Source organism: Enterobacter cloacae complex sp. HYC003_NIDB (genome assembly GCF_056673375.1).
In genome coordinates, this window is the sequence record NZ_CP114220.1 from 1,088,131 (window position 1) to 1,103,885 (window position 15,755).

The following is a 15,755-nucleotide window of genomic DNA, read 5'->3' on the forward strand; positions in this document are numbered from 1 at the left end:
TTTCGTTTCGTGATGACGATCACTCGTGGCCGTAAAAAGCGTGATAACGCCGCTGCGACAATTTTTCTGCGGTGCAGTACACTGCGCCCATCAGGTTCAGACGGAATAATAATATGACCACGATGCTGGAAGTGGCGAAGCGGGCAGGCGTATCAAAAGCGACGGTCTCCCGGGTACTGTCGGGGAACGGTTACGTCAGCCAGGAGACGAAAGACCGCGTGTTTCAGGCCATCGAAGAGAGCGGGTATCGCCCCAATCTGCTGGCGCGAAACCTGGCGACCAAACGCACCCAGACTCTGGGGCTGGTGGTGACGAACACCCTGTACCATGGGGTCTACTTTAGCGAGCTGCTGTTTAACGCCGCGCGGATGACGGAAGAGAAGGGGCGTCAGCTGATCCTGGCGGACGGCAAGCACAGCGCCGAAGAGGAGCGCGAGGCGATCCAGTACCTGCTCGACATGCGCTGCGACGCGGTAATCATCTATCCGCGTTTTCTGAGCGTGGAAGCGCTGGACGAGATCATTGAGAAATGCGAGCAGCCGATCATGGTGCTCAACCGCCGTTTGCGGAAAAACAGCAGTCACAGCGTCTGGTCCGATCATAAAGCGTCGTGTCAGGACGCGGTATCGCAGCTGATTGAGAAAGGCCACCGGGAGATTGCGTTTATCACCGGTTCGCTGGATTCCCCCACCGGGGTGGAGCGTCTTTCCGGCTACAAGGACGCGCTGGCGCAGCACGGGATTGCAGTTCGCGACGCGCTGATCGCCGAAGGGAAGTGGAACCCGGCCAGCGGCGCGGCGGCGGTCTCTCAGTTGCTCACCCGCGGCGAAACGTTTACCGCGCTGGTGGCGAGTAACGACGACATGGCGATTGGCGCCATCAGGCAGCTGCACGAGAACGGCGTCGCCACGCCGGGCGCAGTGTCCGTCATCGGCTTTGACGATGTGGCAATCGCGCCCTATATCGTGCCGTCCCTCTCCAGCGTGCGTATTCCAGTAACGGAGATGATTCAGGAGACCATCAGCCGTATGATTTTCATGCTCGACGGCGGTGAGTTTAAGCCTCAGCAAACCTTCTCCGGCGAGCTTATCCTGCGCGACTCCGTCATTGACGGCCCGCATCGCTGACGTCGACATCTGTCATCGTCACTAATGACGATGACAGATCCCTCTCTTTTAAATTTCCCTATAAAATCAATGCATTAAATATTGGCACGGTTTATGAATAGCTTCGCGCATAACAGTAATGCCGGAGAAGCAGATGAACCGTTTTATTATGGCCGATGCCAGCAAATGCATTGGTTGCCGTACCTGTGAAGTGGCGTGCGTGGTGTCCCATCAGGCAGAGCAGGATTGCGCCTCTCTCACCCCTGATACCTTCCTGCCGCGCATCCACGTCATTAAAGGCGTGAATATTTCTACCGCCGCTATCTGTCGCCAGTGCGAAGACGCGCCGTGCGCCAACGTCTGTCCGAACGGGGCGATTAAGCGCGAGAAAGGCTTCGTGCATGTGATGCAGGAGCGCTGCATCGGGTGCAAAACCTGTGTGGTGGCGTGTCCGTATGGCGCGATGGAGGTGGTGGTTCGCCCGGTGGTGCGCAACAGCGGTATCGGGCTGAGCGTACGCGCGGAGAAAGCCGAAGCCAATAAATGTGACCTCTGCTACCACCGCGACGCCGGTCCGGCGTGTATGGAAGCCTGTCCGACGCATGCGCTGGTCTGCGTCGATCGCGACAAGCTCGAACAGATGAGTGCCGAAAAACGCCGCCGCGCGGCGTTCGACACCTCGTCATCGCTGCTGTTTTAAGCTGCAATGCGCGTTAATGGCGTACAGCTTCGGGTGCGCGGCAAGGTGCAGGGGGTAGGATTTCGTCCCTTCGTCTGGCAGCTTGCGCACCAGCTGGGGCTGGCAGGCGACGTCTGCAACGACGGAGAGGGTGTCCTGGTGCGTCTCGCGGGCAGTGGGGGTGACTTTACCGCGAGACTGCGCCAGGACTGCCCACCGCTGGCGCGCATCGATCGCATTGAAACGCAGCCGTTCAGCTGGACGACGCTGCCGGACGAGTTTGTCATCCGCCACAGCGAGAGCGGGGCGATGGACACGCAAATCGTCCCGGATGCCGCCACCTGTCCCGCATGCCTGGCGGAGATGCGCGATCCCCGCGAACGTCGCTACCGCTACCCGTTTATCAACTGCACCCACTGCGGGCCGCGGTTTACCATTATCCGCGCCATGCCCTATGACCGCCCGGCCACGTCAATGGCGCCATTCCCGCTCTGTGTGCCCTGTGAAACGGAGTACCGCAACCCGGCTGACCGGCGTTTTCACGCCCAGCCGGTGGCCTGCCCGGATTGCGGACCGCAGCTGGAGTGGCGAGCCGGGGAGGCTGCTGCCACCCGCGAATCGGCGTTAAGCGCGGCGGTGGCGATGCTGAAAGTCGGCGGGATTGTGGCGGTCAAAGGGCTGGGCGGTTTTCACCTGGTCTGCGACGCGCTTAACCCGCAGGCGGTTCGGAAATTACGGGCACGCAAGCAGCGCCCGACCAGGCCGCTGGCGGTGATGATCCCGCATGCGGACGATCTGCCGGAGGGCATCCAGACGCTGTTACGTTCACCCGTTGCGCCGATTGTGCTGACGCCAAAAGCCTGCCTTCCTGCGTTTCCTGAGGAGATTGCGCCGGGGCTGGATACGGTCGGCGTGATGCTGCCTGCGAACCCGCTCCAGCATTTGCTGATGCTGGACTGCCAGCGCCCGCTGGTGATGACCTCCGGCAACCTCAGCGGCCATCCACCCGCCATAAGCAACCAGCAGGCGCTGGAAGAACTCAGTGACATCGCTGACGGCTTCCTGCTGCACAACCGCGACATCCTGCAACGGATGGATGATTCAGTGATGGACCAGGAGGGCACGATGCTGCGTCGCGCACGCGGTTTTGTGCCGGATGCCATCACATTGCCCGCCGGATTCCGCGACATCCCGCCCATGTTATGCACCGGCGCGGAGATGAAAAACACCTTCAGCCTGGTGCGTGGCAACCAGGCGGTGCTGAGCCAGCATTTTGGCGATCTGAGCGACGAGGGGGTAGAGGCGCAGTGGCGCAGTGCGCTCTCGACGATGCAGGACATCTACGCCTTTCAGCCTGAGCGCGTGGTGTGCGATGCCCATCCGGGATATCACGCCCGACAGTGGGCCCGGGCGCAGGCGCTGCCCGTTGAGACCGTGCTGCATCATCATGCGCATGCGGCAGCGTGTCTGGCGGAGAATGGCTGGCCGCTCGACGGCGGGAATGTTATTGCCCTGACCCTGGACGGGATCGGCATAGGCGAGAACGGCGCGCTGTGGGGCGGCGAGTGCCTGCGGGTGAACTATCGCGACTGCGAACGGCTGGGCGGTCTGCCAGCCGTTGCGCTGCCGGGGGGCGATCTGGCGGCAAAACAGCCGTGGCGCAATTTGCTCGCCCACTGTCTGGCGTTCGTACCTGACTGGCAGCAGTACCCGGAAACTGAGGTGGTACAGCGTCAAAACTGGCTGCTGCTGGCAACGGCTGTGTCGCGCGGTATCAATGCGCCGCGGGCCTCCTCCTGTGGTCGTCTGTTCGACGCCGTGGCCTGTGCGCTGGGCATTGAAACGCAACGCTATGAGGGCGAAGCCGCGTGCCGGCTGGAGGCGCTGGCCGAACGCTGCGCAGGGGTTGATCATCCGGTGACGCTCCAGACGGATAACCTTGCGCTGTTCTGGCAACAGTGGCTTACCTGGCGGGCGGAACCCGGCGAGCGTGCCTGGGCTTTTCACGATGCGCTGGCAAAAGGGCTGAGCGAACTGGCGGCAACGCATGCCCGCCGACGGTCGCTCTCTACGGTGTGCTTCAGCGGCGGCGTCCTTCACAACCGCCTGCTGCGCGCGCGCCTTCGTCATTACCTTTCTGATTTCACGCTTCTTTTTCCTTCGCGCCTGCCCGCAGGCGACGGAGCGATCTCCTTCGGGCAGGCGGTGGTTGCTGCCGCCCGATCATGTTCACAAGGGACTTAAAATGTTACGACTTTTACGCAATGAACCTCGTGCAGCGTGCCTGCTGCTGGCTCTCGGGATGGCTAACCTGCTGGCCTGGGGGCTGGCGTGGCACACCTTTAGCGGCAGTACGGCGCTGATGGCCGCCAGCCTGCTGGCGTGGTGCTATGGACTGCGTCATGCGGTGGATGCCGACCATATCGCCGCGATTGATACCGTGACGCGTAAAATGATGCAGCAGGGCAAGCGCCCGTCCGGCGTGGGCGCATGGTTTTCCCTCGGACACTCCACCATCGTGGTGCTGGCCTCCATTGCTATCGCCGCGACCGCCACGGCGTTTCAGAAAAACATGGCATGGTTCCACGAAACCGGCAGCCTGATTGGCACCGCCGTCTCCGCCACCTTCCTGCTGGCGATGGCGCTGGTGAATATGGTGATCCTGCGCGGCGTCTGGCGCAGTTTTCAGGCGCTGAAACACGGCAATCCCGTGCAGGGCGACATCACGCTGCCTGCACAGGGCGGCGTCATGAACTGGCTGTTCGGCAAAACCTTCCGCCTCGTCAATAAAAGCTGGCAGATGTACCTGGTCGGTTTCCTGTTCGGCCTGGGGTTCGACACCGCCACCGAAATCGGCGTGTTGGGGATCTCCGCCGCCAGCGCCTCCAGCGGGATGTCGGTGTGGTCGATCATGATCTTCCCGGCGCTCTTCGCCAGCGGCATGGCGCTGGTGGATACGCTCGATAACCTGCTGATGGTGGGTGCCTACGGCTGGGCGTTTAACAAGCCGCAGCGCAAGCTCTACTACAACATGACCATCACCGGCACTTCGGTGGTGGTGGCGCTGTTTATCGGCGGCCTGGAAGCGCTGGGTCTGCTGATGGACAAGTTCGCCCTCAGCGGCGGCGTGTGGGATCTGATTGGCGCGGTGAACGATAACCTGGGCGATGCCGGATTTGTGGTGGTCGGGCTGTTTGTCGCCTGCTGGCTGATCTCGATGGCGAACTATCGCTGGCGCGGTTATGACGCGCTGGTGGTGCGCTCCTGACGCTGAAAGTGTAGCGATAAAAAAAGCCCCGGGACATCGGGGCGGTGGACAACAAAATCCAAAGGTTAAGTAAGCGTGGCAGTACTGTAGGCCGGGTAAGCGGAGCGCCACCCGGCATGACGAGGGTTAAGCTGGTAGCGATTTCAGCAGCGCGAAGGCCTCCTTCATTCTGTCTTCGCTGACGACAAAGGCGCGCATCTGACCGTCGGTATCGGTGCCGCGCGCCACCATGCCCTGAGGCGAAAGGACAATCTCCCAGTCCAGATCCTGACGCTGCGTTTCACCTGCGAGATGCAGCGGTAGTTCCGGCGTTTTTACCTTCACCAGCATGGCGGGTAATTTCACCGGGGCGTTGCCGCCGAGCAGGTTTTTCGCCAGGAACATGGCGCTTAACTGAATCGGTTGCAGGAACGGCAGCACCTGGCCGTTAATTTCCGCGCAGTCGCCCAGGGCATAAATGTCCGGCTGGGTGGTTTGCAGGTAGCTGTCCACCTTCACGCCGCGATTGATCTCTGCGCCCGCGCGGTGCGCCAGCGCGGTTTCCGGGCGCAACCCCGTCGCCGCAATAACCACATCCACTTCCACGCTGCGGTTGCGGTCGAGCGTCGCACAAATGCCGGTTTCGGTTTTGCTTAGGCTCTGTAACTGCGATTTCAGCAGCAGATGCACGCCCATGTCGGTCAGACGATGCTGTAAGCGACTGCTTACTTCTGCTGGCATCAGCGCTGACAGAATGCTGGCCGCGTGGTCAACCAGGGTGACGGATTTTCCCGCCCGGCAGAAGTCCATCGCCAGCTCGGTGCCAATCAGTCCGCCGCCGACAATCATCACCCGCGTGGCGTCGCGTAACAGGGTCTCGCTGGCCTGATACTCCTGCTGGCTGTTGAGCGTGACCATCAGCTCGCGGCCCTCAACCGGCGGCACAAACGCCGATGCCCCCGTCGCCAGCACCAGTTTGTCGTACTGCCAGGTTTTATCTTTCGCGTTCACCACGTGGGCGTCGGCGTCGATATCGGTGACCCAGGTGTACGGAAACAGACGCAGGTTAAACTGTTCTGCGAACTCCCCCGCCGTCTGGCGGGTGAGATCGTCGGCGCGCTGATTCTGGCTAATGACGTGGCTTAAATCAGGCTTGTTGTACTCATCCATGCTGTCGGCGGCGATCACCGTCAACGGCACGTTAGCATCCTGTTTGCGGATATTTTTCACCAGCTGGCGGGCGGCAAAGCCCGAGCCGATAATGACGATGCCGTGGCTCATTTTGCCTCCGTTGCCAGTTCATCAAAGACGTCTTTCCCGAGGGAACATTCCGGGCAGAGGAAGTTGTCCGGCACCTCGCTCCACGGCGTACCCGGCGCGACATCCTGCAACGGCTCGCCCAGCTCAGGATCGTAAATCCACTGGCAGACGCTGCACTGCATGCAAGGGCCGAGGTCGGCAGCGGCAGGAGCGGCTTCTGCTACAGCTTTCGGCGTAACTGCCGCGGCGGGTGCGGTTTCCGGCAGCGGCGCAAGCGCCCACTGGCGGGCAATGTCGCGACCGTGCTGACGACAGATTTCCAGCGCGTCGAGATCCGGACGCCATTTCGCCTTCAGGCTCAGGGACATCTCAAAACCGGCATCCTGTAAACGGGTGGAGAGACGGTCTACCGCGCCGCCGCTCCAGCCGTGTGAACCAAAGGCGCTGGCGCGTTTGTTACGAAAGCGCAGGCCGGTCATCTCTTCTACCAGTCCGGCAATTTTCGGCATCATCACGTTATTCATGGTGGAGGTACCCACCAGCACGCCTTTGGAGCGGAAGACGTTGGTCAATACCTCATTCTTATCGCTGCGCGCCACGTTGAAGATTTTCACCGCCACGTTCGGGTCAACTTCGTTGATGCCCTGGGCAATGGCGTCCGCCATCATGCGGGTGTTGTTGGACATGGTGTCGTAGAAGATGGTGATGCGATCTTCCTGATAGTCCGCCGCCCACTTCAGGTACAGTTCGACAATCTGGGTTGGATTTTCACGCCATACCACGCCGTGGGAGGTGGCAATCATATCCACCGGCAGGTTGAAGCCGAGGATCTCGGTGATTTTTGGCGTGACCAGACGGCTGAACGGGGTCAGGATGTTGGCGTAGTAGCGCTGGCACTGTTCGAACAGCTCGGTCTGATCCACTTCGTCGTTGAACAGACGTTCGTCACAGTAGTGCTGGCCGAAGGCGTCGTTACTGAACAGCACCGCGTCACCGGTCATGTAGGTCATCATGCTGTCCGGCCAGTGCAGCATTGGGGTTTCCACGAAGATCAGCTGTTTGCCATTGCCGATATCCAGCGTGTCGCCGGTTTTCACGGTGTGGAAGTTCCACTCCGGATGGTGGTGGTGGCCGTTGATGGAGTCAATGGCGTTGGTGGTGCAGTAGATCGGGGTATCCGGAATGTGGGACATCAGCTCGGTCAGCGCCCCGGCATGATCCTCTTCCGCGTGGTTGATGATAATGTAGTCGATCTCATTCAGATCGATTTCGCTGCGCAGATTCTGCACGAACTCGCGGCTGAATTTGTGATCGACGGTATCGATCAGGACGTTTTTACCTTCACGAATGAGATAGCTGTTGTAGCTGCTGCCGCGCAGCGTTTTGTATTCCGTCCCGTGAAAATCACGTACTTCCCAGTCACGTTGACCCACCCAATGAATGTTATTTTTAACCAGAATAGACATAGCAACCTCAACTTAATACGGCGTTTTCAAATAAGATGACTGTCATATATCAAGTTGCGTGCCAACTTTTTAACTTATTGAAAATAATGTGTTTTCGTTTCGATGCTCTTTAGTGGGTAGTCATTTTGACTATCTTAAAAGTTGTCAATATGACACTATGTATTGTCAAAATGACAGTGAGGCAGAGATGAGCTTTTCCGTAGATGTGCTGGCGAAGATCGCCATAGAACTGCAAACCGGTATTGGTCATCAGGACCGCTTTCAGCGGCTGATCTCCACGTTGCGCCACGTGCTGGATTGCGATGCGTCGGCGCTGCTGCGTTACGAAGGGCGGCAGTTTATTCCGCTGGCTATCGACGGTCTGGCGAAGGACGTACTCGGGCGGCGCTTTACCCTGGAGGGCCACCCGCGTCTGGAAACCATCGCCCGCGCGGGTGACGTGGTGCGTTTCCCGGCAGACAGCGATCTGCCCGATCCTTACGACGGCCTGATCCCCGGACAGGAGAGCCTGAAGGTGCACGCCTGTATCGGCCTGCCGCTGTTTGCGGGGCAGAACCTGATTGGCGCGTTAACCCTCGACGGCATGTCGCCTGATCAGTTCGATACCTTCAGCGACGAAGAGCTACGGCTGATTGCCGCGCTGGCGGCCGGGGCGCTGAACAACGCCCTGCTGATAGAACAGCTGGAGAGCCAGAATATTCTTCCGGGTAGCCCGACGGCGTTTGAGCAGGTGGCGCACACCGAAATGATCGGCCTTTCGCCGGGCATGGCGCAGCTCAAAAAAGAGATTGAGATTGTCGCCGCGTCTGATTTGAACGTGCTGATCTTCGGGGAGACCGGCACCGGTAAAGAGCTGGTGGCAAAAGCGATCCACGAAGCCTCGCCCCGTGCGGTGAATCCGCTGGTCTATCTCAACTGCGCGGCGTTGCCGGAAAGCGTGGCGGAAAGCGAGCTGTTCGGACACGTCAAAGGGGCCTTTACCGGGGCGATCAGCAACCGCAGCGGCAAGTTCGAAATGGCTGATAACGGCACGCTGTTCCTCGATGAAATTGGCGAACTCTCCCTTTCGCTCCAGGCCAAACTGCTGCGGGTGTTGCAGTATGGCGATATTCAACGCGTGGGAGACGATCGCAGCTTACGCGTGGATGTGCGCGTGCTGGCGGCGACGAACCGCGATCTGCGCGAAGAGGTGCTGGCGGGGAATTTCCGCGCCGATCTGTTCCACCGTCTGAGCGTGTTCCCGCTCACGGTGCCGCCGCTGCGCGAGCGGGGCGAGGATGTGGTTCTGCTGGCGGGCTTTTTCTGCGAACAGTGTCGGCTCAAAATGGGGCTTTCCCGCGTGGTGCTAAGTCCCGGCGCGAGGACGCACCTGCTGAGCTACGGCTGGCCGGGTAACGTGCGTGAGCTGGAACATGCGATCCACCGCGCGGTGGTGCTGGCGCGGGCAACGCGTTCGGGGGATGAAGTGGTTATTCATGCGCGCCATTTCGCGCTGCATGAGGAAACGATGCCGCCCGTGAAGCCGGTGATACCTGAGAGCGTGAACGAAAACCTGCGCGAGGCGACGGATGCGTTCCAGCGTCAGATGATCGCCCGCGCGCTGGAGCAGAATAACCGCAGCTGGGCGGCGTGCGCGCGGGCGCTGGAGATGGACGTCGCCAACCTTCACAGGCTGGCGAAACGTCTGGGGCTGAAGGGTTAAATAATCCCCGCCTGGTAGAAGTCTTGCAGGTTGATCGCGCCGCACAGCCTGCCGTGCTCGTCCACCACCGGCGCGGCGGTGATTTTGCGCTTCATCAGCACCTCTTTGGCTTCAATCGCGCGGCTGTCGGCATTCAGCGTCAGCCCGCCCTGGGTCATTGCTTCGGATACCCGCGCCTCCAGCTTGCCGCCGCCCACCAGCCAGCGGCGCAGGTCGCCGTCGGTGAAGACGCCCTTCACCTGGCGGTCATTGTCGCATACCGCAACCAGCCCCAGCCCGGTGCGGCTCAGCTCCAGCATGGCGTCCATCACGCTGGTGTCGAGTTTGACCTGAGGAATGGCATCGTCCGTGCGCATCAGGTGGTGAACTTTGTTGAGCAGACGAGCCCCAAGCGCGCCCGCAGGATGGGAGCGGGCGAAATCTTCCTCATTAAAACCGCGCGCCTGCATCACCGCCATCGCCAGGGCGTCGCCCATCATCAGCGTGTTGACGGTGCTGGAGGTCGGTGCCAGGTGCATCGGACAGGCTTCGCGCTCAACGGAAATATCCAGCGTTGCTTTCGCGGCCAGCGCCAGCGGCGAACGGGATTTGCCGGTCATCGCTAACAGGGCCACCGATTTTTCTTGCAGGCGAGGGATGATGAGATCCAGCTCTTTGGCTGAACCGGAGTAGGAGATAAACAGCATCACGTCGCGGCTTTCGATCATCCCCAGATCGCCGTGCAGCGCTTCGGCAGGATGCACGAAGAACGCCGGGGTGCCGGTGCTGGCAAGCGTCGCGGCAATCTTCTTGCCGATATGACCGGATTTACCGATACCCGCCACGATCACTTTGCCCTCGCAGTGGATAATGGTGTTGGCTGCACGAACAAAATCCTCACCCAGACGTTCCGGCAGGCGGCTGGCTTCCTGTAGCTCCAGCAGCAGGGTCTGACGGCCTGCGTTTAACAGAAAATCACTCATTTTTCTCTACGGTTACGATCACGTCGATGCCCTTCGCTTCCAGCGCTTTTTTAAATGCCGGATCGATACCTGCGTCGGTAATCAGCTTATCGACGCTTTCAAGGCTACAGACAATGTTGGGGCTTTTACGGCCAAATTTCGACGAGTCCGCCATCAAAATCACTTCCCGCGCGGCGTTGCACATCGCTTTGCTGACGCTGAACACCTCGTTGAAGGTGGTCACGCCCGCGTTGAGGTCGATGCCGTCCGTGCCCATAAACAGCTTATCGAAGCTGAAGTGGTCGAAGGCATTCTCCGCCAGCTGCCCGTGAAACGACGCGGATTTTTTACGGAAGGTGCCACCGGGCATCAGGATGGTCTGCTCGCTATCGAACTCTGACAGGGCATTGACGATGTGCAGGCTGTTGGTCATCACGGTGATGTTATTAAAGCGGCTGAGCAGCGGGATCATCTGTAGGACGGTACTGCCTGCGTCGAGGATAATGGAATCGCCGTCCTGGATAAATTTGACGGCGGCTTCGGCAATCAGCGCTTTCTGGTGAGTATTGATCAGCGTTTTGTGGTCGATAGGCGGGTCGGCTTCGTCTTTATTGAGCACCACGCCGCCGTAGGTACGAATGACGGCGCCGGAGTTTTCGAGCAACACCAGGTCCTTGCGTATTGTCGTGCCGGTGGTGTCAAAGTAGTGGGCCAGATCCTCTACCGAGCACTTTCCCTGCTTTTGCAGATGCTCAAGTATGGCCGCCTGCCGCTGACGTGGTTTCATAGGCGCTTCGTTCCTTACGTTGCGAAATGATAATTCCGCAAGTTTATAACTTTCACAACGAAATTATCCATGTTTCAGATTAAGCGCTAATGATAGTGCATTCTGACAGAGTGAATCATGGGGGAAGATCACATCAGGTTGTAATTCATGCAGCGAAATGCCGTCGATCGCCTGGATTTTGGTCGGACGGGCAAACACCGTTACGCCGCGCATGATGAGGGAATCGCAAACCATATTGTTTTCATCCAGCGCAACAGCGACGACAACCCGCGGTTTAAAGCGGCCGCCGGAACGCCCGACGCCCACGCGGCCTTTCTGGCACAGGGCATCAAAGGCGCGGTTAAACTGATGGATTTGCCAGCCGCCAAACGCCATCTGGCAAAGCCAGGCGAGGGCGGCGACGGTGATGAGTGCGGTGACCATATCGGCTCCTTAACTGCCGGGTGGCGGCTGCGCCTTACCCGGCCTACGGGGATTGTAGCCCAGGTAAGCGCAGCGCCACCGGGGAATGAACTCAGAACATCACCTGCCCACCGGTGACGTTAATCGACTGCCCGGTGCAGTACGAGGCTTTCGGGCTGGCGTAAAACAGCAGCATGTTCAGCACGTCCTGATAATCGCACCCGCGCTTCAGCGGCACTTTGTCGATGTAGTACTGTTCGACGTCCTCTGCTTTGATGCCAAGTTTGGCGGCATACTGCGGCAGCAGGGACTGGAACATCGGGGATTTCAGCAGGTTACCCAGCATCAGCGCGTGCACGGTTATGCCGTATTCGGCCAGATCCAGCGCCAGAGACTGCGTCAGCCCGACGCCGCCAAACTTCGCCGCGCTGTAGCCGGAGTTGTGCTTGCTGCCCACTTTCCCCGATTTTGAGTTGATCTGAATGATGCGACCCTGAATACCGTCGCGGATCATCAGACGGGAAAATTCGCGGGCGCAGAGGAAATAGCCCACCAGATTCACCTGCAACGAGCGATCAAAATCCCCCAGTTCGAAATCGCTGATAAAGGCCGCTTTCGCAATCCCCGCGCTGTAGACCAGCAGATCGGTGCGACCAAAAATCTCATCCACGCCGCGGGCCAGCGCCATCACGCTCTGCTCGCTGGTGGCGTCGGCGCCAAATCCATACGCCATCCCTTCGCCAAATTCGGTGTTGATGGCGTCCGCTACGCGGGCGGCTTTCTCACTCTGAATATCCACGACCGCCACGCGGTAGCCCTCTGCGGCAAGCCCATGGCAGAGGAACTCGCCTAAGGTTTGTCCCCCACCAATGACAACGGCAACCTGACTCATGTGTCTCTCCTTTATTACGAAATAAATTTTAACGTGCAGCCTGGGGTGACAGCCTGCGGAACCGGCCCCTCAACGTGAACCGTGCCGGGATACTCCGCCCGCGGCTGGCCGTCGAAACGCAAGGTGATGTGCCCCAGCTCGCGCAGGTTTTGCTCGGCGACGTCACCGACGGCGGTTACGGCATAGCGCGCCTTGCCCAGCTCCAGCTGGCCACCGGCCTTCAGCTCGCCGTTTAACTCGCCGTGGCAGTGGATAAAGCAAAACTCTTCGATATCTGCCGGGGCGCCTTCGCGGAAGGTGATCAGCATCTGGTCGCTCAGCGCATCGGCCGCGCTCTGGCCGATGCGGGTAATGGTGGTCTGGTAAATCACGGTCATGGCAGGAACCTCTTATTGATAAATAAAGCCGGAGACAAACCAGGCAATTAGCACCGTTGGCGCGCCCGTCAGGAAGCGGCTCACCAGCACGGAGGGGACGCCCACGCGCACGGTCTCCTGGCGCGCTTCCGCCAGCGACAGCCCGACGGGGATGAAGTCGCACGCCGCCTGAGCGTTAATGGCAAACAGGGCGGGCAGGGCGAGGTGCGGGGGAATATTCCCCAGACCAATCTGCACGCCAATCAGCACGCCGATGACCTGGGCAATCACCGCGCCCGGGCCAAGAAACGGCGACAGCAGCGGGAAGGAGCAGATCAGCGCCAGCGTCACCAGGCCGAGCGGGTGGCTGGCGAGCGGGGCGAGGCCGTGGGCAATCCAGTCGCCGAGGCCGGAGGCCATGATGATGCCGATCAGCGCCGAGACGAACGCCATAAACGGCAGAATGGTTTTCAGCACCGTGTCGATGGTGTCGCGCCCGGACTGGAACAGCACCGCCACGGCGGACCCCATCCCCATCCCGACCTTCGCCAGCAGGCCGTCGCTCTGCTCGGTGATTTTTTTGCTGGTGTCGTACTCGCGCGGGGCCGCTTTTTGCGGTGCGGATGTGCCATTTACCAGCGTGATGTTGTCCTCCTTCACGCCCGAGACATAAATGTCCTCAAGGATGTACTGCGCCAGCGGGCCTGATTTGCCCGTGGAGTGAATATTCACCGTCGGAATGCGGCGCTTCGGGTAGATGCCGCAGCGCAGGGTGCCGCCGCAGTCGATTACCGCCACGCCGATTTCCGCTTCCGGCGGCTCACCCTCTTTGAAACCGTCGACTGCTTCCCAGCCGGTCAGCTCGCGCAGCGTGTCGACGATCGCCGGGCGCGCGCCCGCGGTGATGTAGACGATCTTTTTGCCTTCGGTGGCGTCGAACTCCAGCGGGCCGCCCCAGCCGCCCGTGCCTTTCTCAATGCGGATCCGGTTCATGCTGTGGCTCCTGAAAGATGGACTTTCTGTTCAAGCTGGATGCCCATTTTTTTCTCAAAAATGGCGGTGGTGAGGTCCGTCACCCAGCCGCGGAAGAAGTTGGTCACCAGGCCGACCAGCAGATAGCTCACCGCCAGCGGGCCGAGCGGCAGGCCAAGGGTGGTAAGACCGCTGGCGATCCCGAGATAGACAAACAGCTCGCCGGGGTTAATGTGCGGGAACAGGCCGTTCATTGAATGGCAGCTGTAGGAGGCGGCGGCGTAATAACTCGGCTTGTACTTCTCTGGCATAAAGCGGCCGAGGCTTAAGGTCATCGGGTTGCAGAACACAAAGGTGCCGATGAAGGGCAGAATCAGGTAGCGGGACAGCGGATTGCCGGCACAGCGCTGGGCGAAGCGTTCAATACGCTGCTGGCCGATAAAGTTAATCAGGGCGTTCATGATCACCAGCAGGCTGATCAGCAGGGGCAGGATCCCGGTCACCATGCCGGTGAATACCTCGCCGCCTTTCTGAAACAGCCCGATGAACCACTCGGCGCCGTGGGTGATGGTTTCTATCATTCTTCTCTCCTGTAGGGCGTTTGTTTTTGTCTATCTGCGGCTAATAATAATCACTTTGAAAGGTTTTAAAGTGTTAATCAAATCTCACAATGAAAGAAAAATGTATTATTTTGAAAGTTTATTGGTGAGGTGAATAATTTTTGGTGGAAAAAAGCGCGGATTTGCGTCGGGGAGGTGCGTACCGCTTCCTTGAGGAGTTGGGGATGCTTTACCATACTGGGTTCTTACCGAACTCGTTAAATGGATGCCACATGTTCAAGCGTCGTTATGCAGCGCTGTTGCCTGCGCTTATTCTCCTGTCCGCCTGTAGTAGCAAACCCAAGACCGAAGCCGCTCAGCCAACGGCGGGCGCGCCTTCCGGAGGATTCCTGCTGGAGCCGCAGCACAATATGATGCAGATGGGCGGCGACTTCGCGAATAACCCTGCGGCCGAACAGTTCATCGATAAAATGGTGAGCAAGCACGGTTTTGACCGCCAGCAGCTGCATGCCATTTTGTCTCAGGCGAAGCGTCTGGACTACGTGCTGCGCCTGATGGACAGGCAGGCGCCGACAGCCCAGGTGCCGACCGGGCCAAACGGCGCGTGGCTGCGCTATCGCAAACAGTTTATTACCCCGGACAACGTGCAGAATGGCGTGGTGTTCTGGAATCAGTATGAAGACGCCCTGAACCGTGCGTGGCAGGTCTATGGCGTGCCGCCGGAGATCATCGTCGGTATTATTGGGGTCGAGACCCGCTGGGGACGCATTATGGGTAAAACCCGCATCCTTGATGCGCTGGCGACGCTCTCCTTCAACTACCCGCGCCGCGCCGAGTATTTCTCTTCCGAGCTGGAAACCTTCCTGCTGATGGCGCGAGACGAACAGGACGATCCGCTCGATCTGAAAGGGTCGTTCGCCGGGGCAATGGGCTACGGCCAGTTTATGCCGTCCTCCTATAAGCAGTACGCGGTAGATTTTAACGGGGATGGTCACATCAACCTGTGGGATCCCGAAGACGCCATTGGCAGCGTGGCCAACTACTTCAAAGCGCATGGCTGGACGCCGGGCGGCCAGGTGGCGGTGCAGGCGAACGGCGAGGCGTTTGGTCTGGAAAACGGATTTAAAACCAAATACAGCGTGGCGCAGCTGGCAGCGGCAGGCTTAACGCCGTCGCAGCCGCTGGGCAATGTTGACCAGGTGAGCCTGCTGCGCCTGGATGTCGGAACCGGTTATCAGTACTGGTTCGGGCTGCCTAACTTCTACACCATTACCCGCTACAACCACAGCACGCACTATGCGATGGCGGTGTGGCAGCTGGGGCTGGCGGTGTCTCAGGCGCGTGTGCCGGCAGCGTCACCGTTTAGCCAGTAAGTTACCCTGACG

Annotated in this window: 15 protein-coding genes; 6 read left to right on the forward strand and 9 right to left on the reverse strand. The window is 59.7% G+C overall.

From position 1 onward, the window contains the following. Window positions 1–89: 89 nt before the first annotated feature. The 4 genes from O1722_RS05190 (at window position 90) to O1722_RS05205 (ending at window position 5,053) form a co-directional block, all read left to right on the forward strand. On the forward strand, window positions 90–1,127 hold the full coding sequence (locus tag O1722_RS05190; RefSeq protein WP_324253303.1) for a LacI family DNA-binding transcriptional regulator: 1,038 nt from the start codon (window positions 90–92) through the stop codon (window positions 1,125–1,127). Between the two features lie 133 nt (window positions 1,128–1,260). Then, complete coding sequence (hydN, locus tag O1722_RS05195; protein WP_017382793.1) at window positions 1,261–1,806, forward strand: electron transport protein HydN; 546 nt, start codon at window positions 1,261–1,263, stop codon at window positions 1,804–1,806. Between the two features lie 6 nt (window positions 1,807–1,812). Continuing rightward, entirely contained in the window at window positions 1,813–4,029 is a 2,217-nt protein-coding gene (gene hypF / locus O1722_RS05200) for a carbamoyltransferase HypF (RefSeq protein WP_033487576.1), read from the forward strand. 1 nt (window position 4,030) lies between these two features. Further along, the gene (locus O1722_RS05205) at window positions 4,031–5,053 is read left to right on the forward strand and encodes a HoxN/HupN/NixA family nickel/cobalt transporter (protein ID WP_033487574.1); all 1,023 of its coding nucleotides are present in this window, start codon (window positions 4,031–4,033) and stop codon (window positions 5,051–5,053) included. Window positions 5,054–5,179: 126 nt separating this feature from the next. Here the strand turns inward: O1722_RS05205 and norW are convergent, their stop codons facing one another. Together norW and norV are read right to left on the reverse strand one after the other, a co-directional pair. Next, the gene (gene norW, locus O1722_RS05210) at window positions 5,180–6,313 is read right to left on the reverse strand and encodes an NADH:flavorubredoxin reductase NorW (RefSeq protein ID WP_015571680.1); all 1,134 of its coding nucleotides are present in this window, start codon (window positions 6,311–6,313) and stop codon (window positions 5,180–5,182) included. Continuing rightward, on the reverse strand, window positions 6,310–7,758 hold the full coding sequence (gene norV / locus O1722_RS05215; RefSeq protein WP_017692783.1) for an anaerobic nitric oxide reductase flavorubredoxin: 1,449 nt from the start codon (window positions 7,756–7,758) through the stop codon (window positions 6,310–6,312). Before norV ends, norW begins: the two co-directional genes overlap by 4 nt. Window positions 7,759–7,945: 187 nt before the next feature. Between norV and norR the strand changes: the two genes are divergently transcribed. After that, a complete protein-coding gene (norR, locus tag O1722_RS05220) occupies window positions 7,946–9,460 on the forward strand; it encodes a nitric oxide reductase transcriptional regulator NorR (RefSeq protein ID WP_017382788.1) in 1,515 nt (504 codons plus the stop codon). Here norR and gutQ read toward each other — a convergent pair. From gutQ to srlA, 7 genes are all read right to left on the reverse strand, one after another. Beyond that, window positions 9,457–10,422, reverse strand: coding sequence for an arabinose-5-phosphate isomerase GutQ (gutQ, locus tag O1722_RS05225; RefSeq protein WP_015571677.1), 966 nt, complete (start codon window positions 10,420–10,422; stop codon window positions 9,457–9,459). The two genes, norR and gutQ, sit on opposite strands and share 4 nt — an antisense overlap. Further along, window positions 10,415–11,188 (reverse strand): glucitol operon DNA-binding transcriptional repressor SrlR, encoded by a 774-nt coding sequence (gene srlR, locus O1722_RS05230; RefSeq protein WP_479954453.1) that lies wholly within the window; start codon window positions 11,186–11,188, stop codon window positions 10,415–10,417. The genes gutQ and srlR overlap by 8 nt, the downstream gene beginning before the upstream one ends. A 63-nt stretch (window positions 11,189–11,251) precedes the next feature. After that, window positions 11,252–11,611 carry a transcriptional regulator GutM gene (gutM, locus tag O1722_RS05235; RefSeq protein ID WP_017692785.1) on the reverse strand — a complete coding sequence of 120 codons (360 nt, stop codon included), beginning with the start codon at window positions 11,609–11,611 and terminating at the stop codon, window positions 11,252–11,254. Window positions 11,612–11,702: 91 nt separating this feature from the next. Then, complete coding sequence (srlD, locus tag O1722_RS05240) at window positions 11,703–12,482, reverse strand: sorbitol-6-phosphate dehydrogenase (RefSeq protein ID WP_017382786.1); 780 nt, start codon at window positions 12,480–12,482, stop codon at window positions 11,703–11,705. Between the two features lie 14 nt (window positions 12,483–12,496). Then, the gene (gene srlB / locus O1722_RS05245; protein ID WP_017692786.1) at window positions 12,497–12,859 is read right to left on the reverse strand and encodes a PTS glucitol/sorbitol transporter subunit IIA; all 363 of its coding nucleotides are present in this window, start codon (window positions 12,857–12,859) and stop codon (window positions 12,497–12,499) included. 12 nt (window positions 12,860–12,871) lie between these two features. Beyond that, window positions 12,872–13,831, reverse strand: a complete 960-nt coding sequence (gene srlE / locus O1722_RS05250; RefSeq protein ID WP_033487573.1) for a PTS glucitol/sorbitol transporter subunit IIB — start codon at window positions 13,829–13,831, stop codon at window positions 12,872–12,874. After that, a complete protein-coding gene (gene srlA, locus O1722_RS05255; protein WP_003862164.1) occupies window positions 13,828–14,391 on the reverse strand; it encodes a PTS glucitol/sorbitol transporter subunit IIC in 564 nt (187 codons plus the stop codon). Before srlA ends, srlE begins: the two co-directional genes overlap by 4 nt. A 251-nt stretch (window positions 14,392–14,642) precedes the next feature. Here srlA and mltB point away from each other — a divergent pair, with 251 nt between their 5' ends. Further along, window positions 14,643–15,743, forward strand: a complete 1,101-nt coding sequence (gene mltB, locus O1722_RS05260) for a lytic murein transglycosylase B (protein ID WP_015571672.1) — start codon at window positions 14,643–14,645, stop codon at window positions 15,741–15,743. Window positions 15,744–15,755: the final 12 nt, after the last annotated feature.

Excerpts from the sequence above, each read along its gene's own strand:
- hydN (WP_017382793.1), top strand. The coding sequence starts at position 1,261 with ATGAACCGTTTTATTATGGCCGATGCCAGCAAATGCATTGGTTGCCGT.
- hypF (WP_033487576.1), top strand. The coding sequence starts at position 1,813 with ATGCGCGTTAATGGCGTACAGCTTCGGGTGCGCGGCAAGGTGCAGGGG.
- O1722_RS05205 (WP_033487574.1), top strand. The coding sequence starts at position 4,031 with ATGTTACGACTTTTACGCAATGAACCTCGTGCAGCGTGCCTGCTGCTG.
- norW (WP_015571680.1), bottom strand. The coding sequence starts at position 6,313 with ATGAGCCACGGCATCGTCATTATCGGCTCGGGCTTTGCCGCCCGCCAG.
- norV (WP_017692783.1), bottom strand. The coding sequence starts at position 7,758 with ATGTCTATTCTGGTTAAAAATAACATTCATTGGGTGGGTCAACGTGAC.
- norR (WP_017382788.1), top strand. The coding sequence starts at position 7,946 with ATGAGCTTTTCCGTAGATGTGCTGGCGAAGATCGCCATAGAACTGCAA.
- gutQ (WP_015571677.1), bottom strand. The coding sequence starts at position 10,422 with ATGAGTGATTTTCTGTTAAACGCAGGCCGTCAGACCCTGCTGCTGGAG.
- srlR (WP_479954453.1), bottom strand. The coding sequence starts at position 11,188 with ATGAAACCACGTCAGCGGCAGGCGGCCATACTTGAGCATCTGCAAAAG.
- gutM (WP_017692785.1), bottom strand. The coding sequence starts at position 11,611 with ATGGTCACCGCACTCATCACCGTCGCCGCCCTCGCCTGGCTTTGCCAG.
- srlD (WP_017382786.1), bottom strand. The coding sequence starts at position 12,482 with ATGAGTCAGGTTGCCGTTGTCATTGGTGGGGGACAAACCTTAGGCGAG.
- srlB (WP_017692786.1), bottom strand. The coding sequence starts at position 12,859 with ATGACCGTGATTTACCAGACCACCATTACCCGCATCGGCCAGAGCGCG.
- srlE (WP_033487573.1), bottom strand. The coding sequence starts at position 13,831 with ATGAACCGGATCCGCATTGAGAAAGGCACGGGCGGCTGGGGCGGCCCG.
- srlA (WP_003862164.1), bottom strand. The coding sequence starts at position 14,391 with ATGATAGAAACCATCACCCACGGCGCCGAGTGGTTCATCGGGCTGTTT.
- mltB (WP_015571672.1), top strand. The coding sequence starts at position 14,643 with ATGTTCAAGCGTCGTTATGCAGCGCTGTTGCCTGCGCTTATTCTCCTG.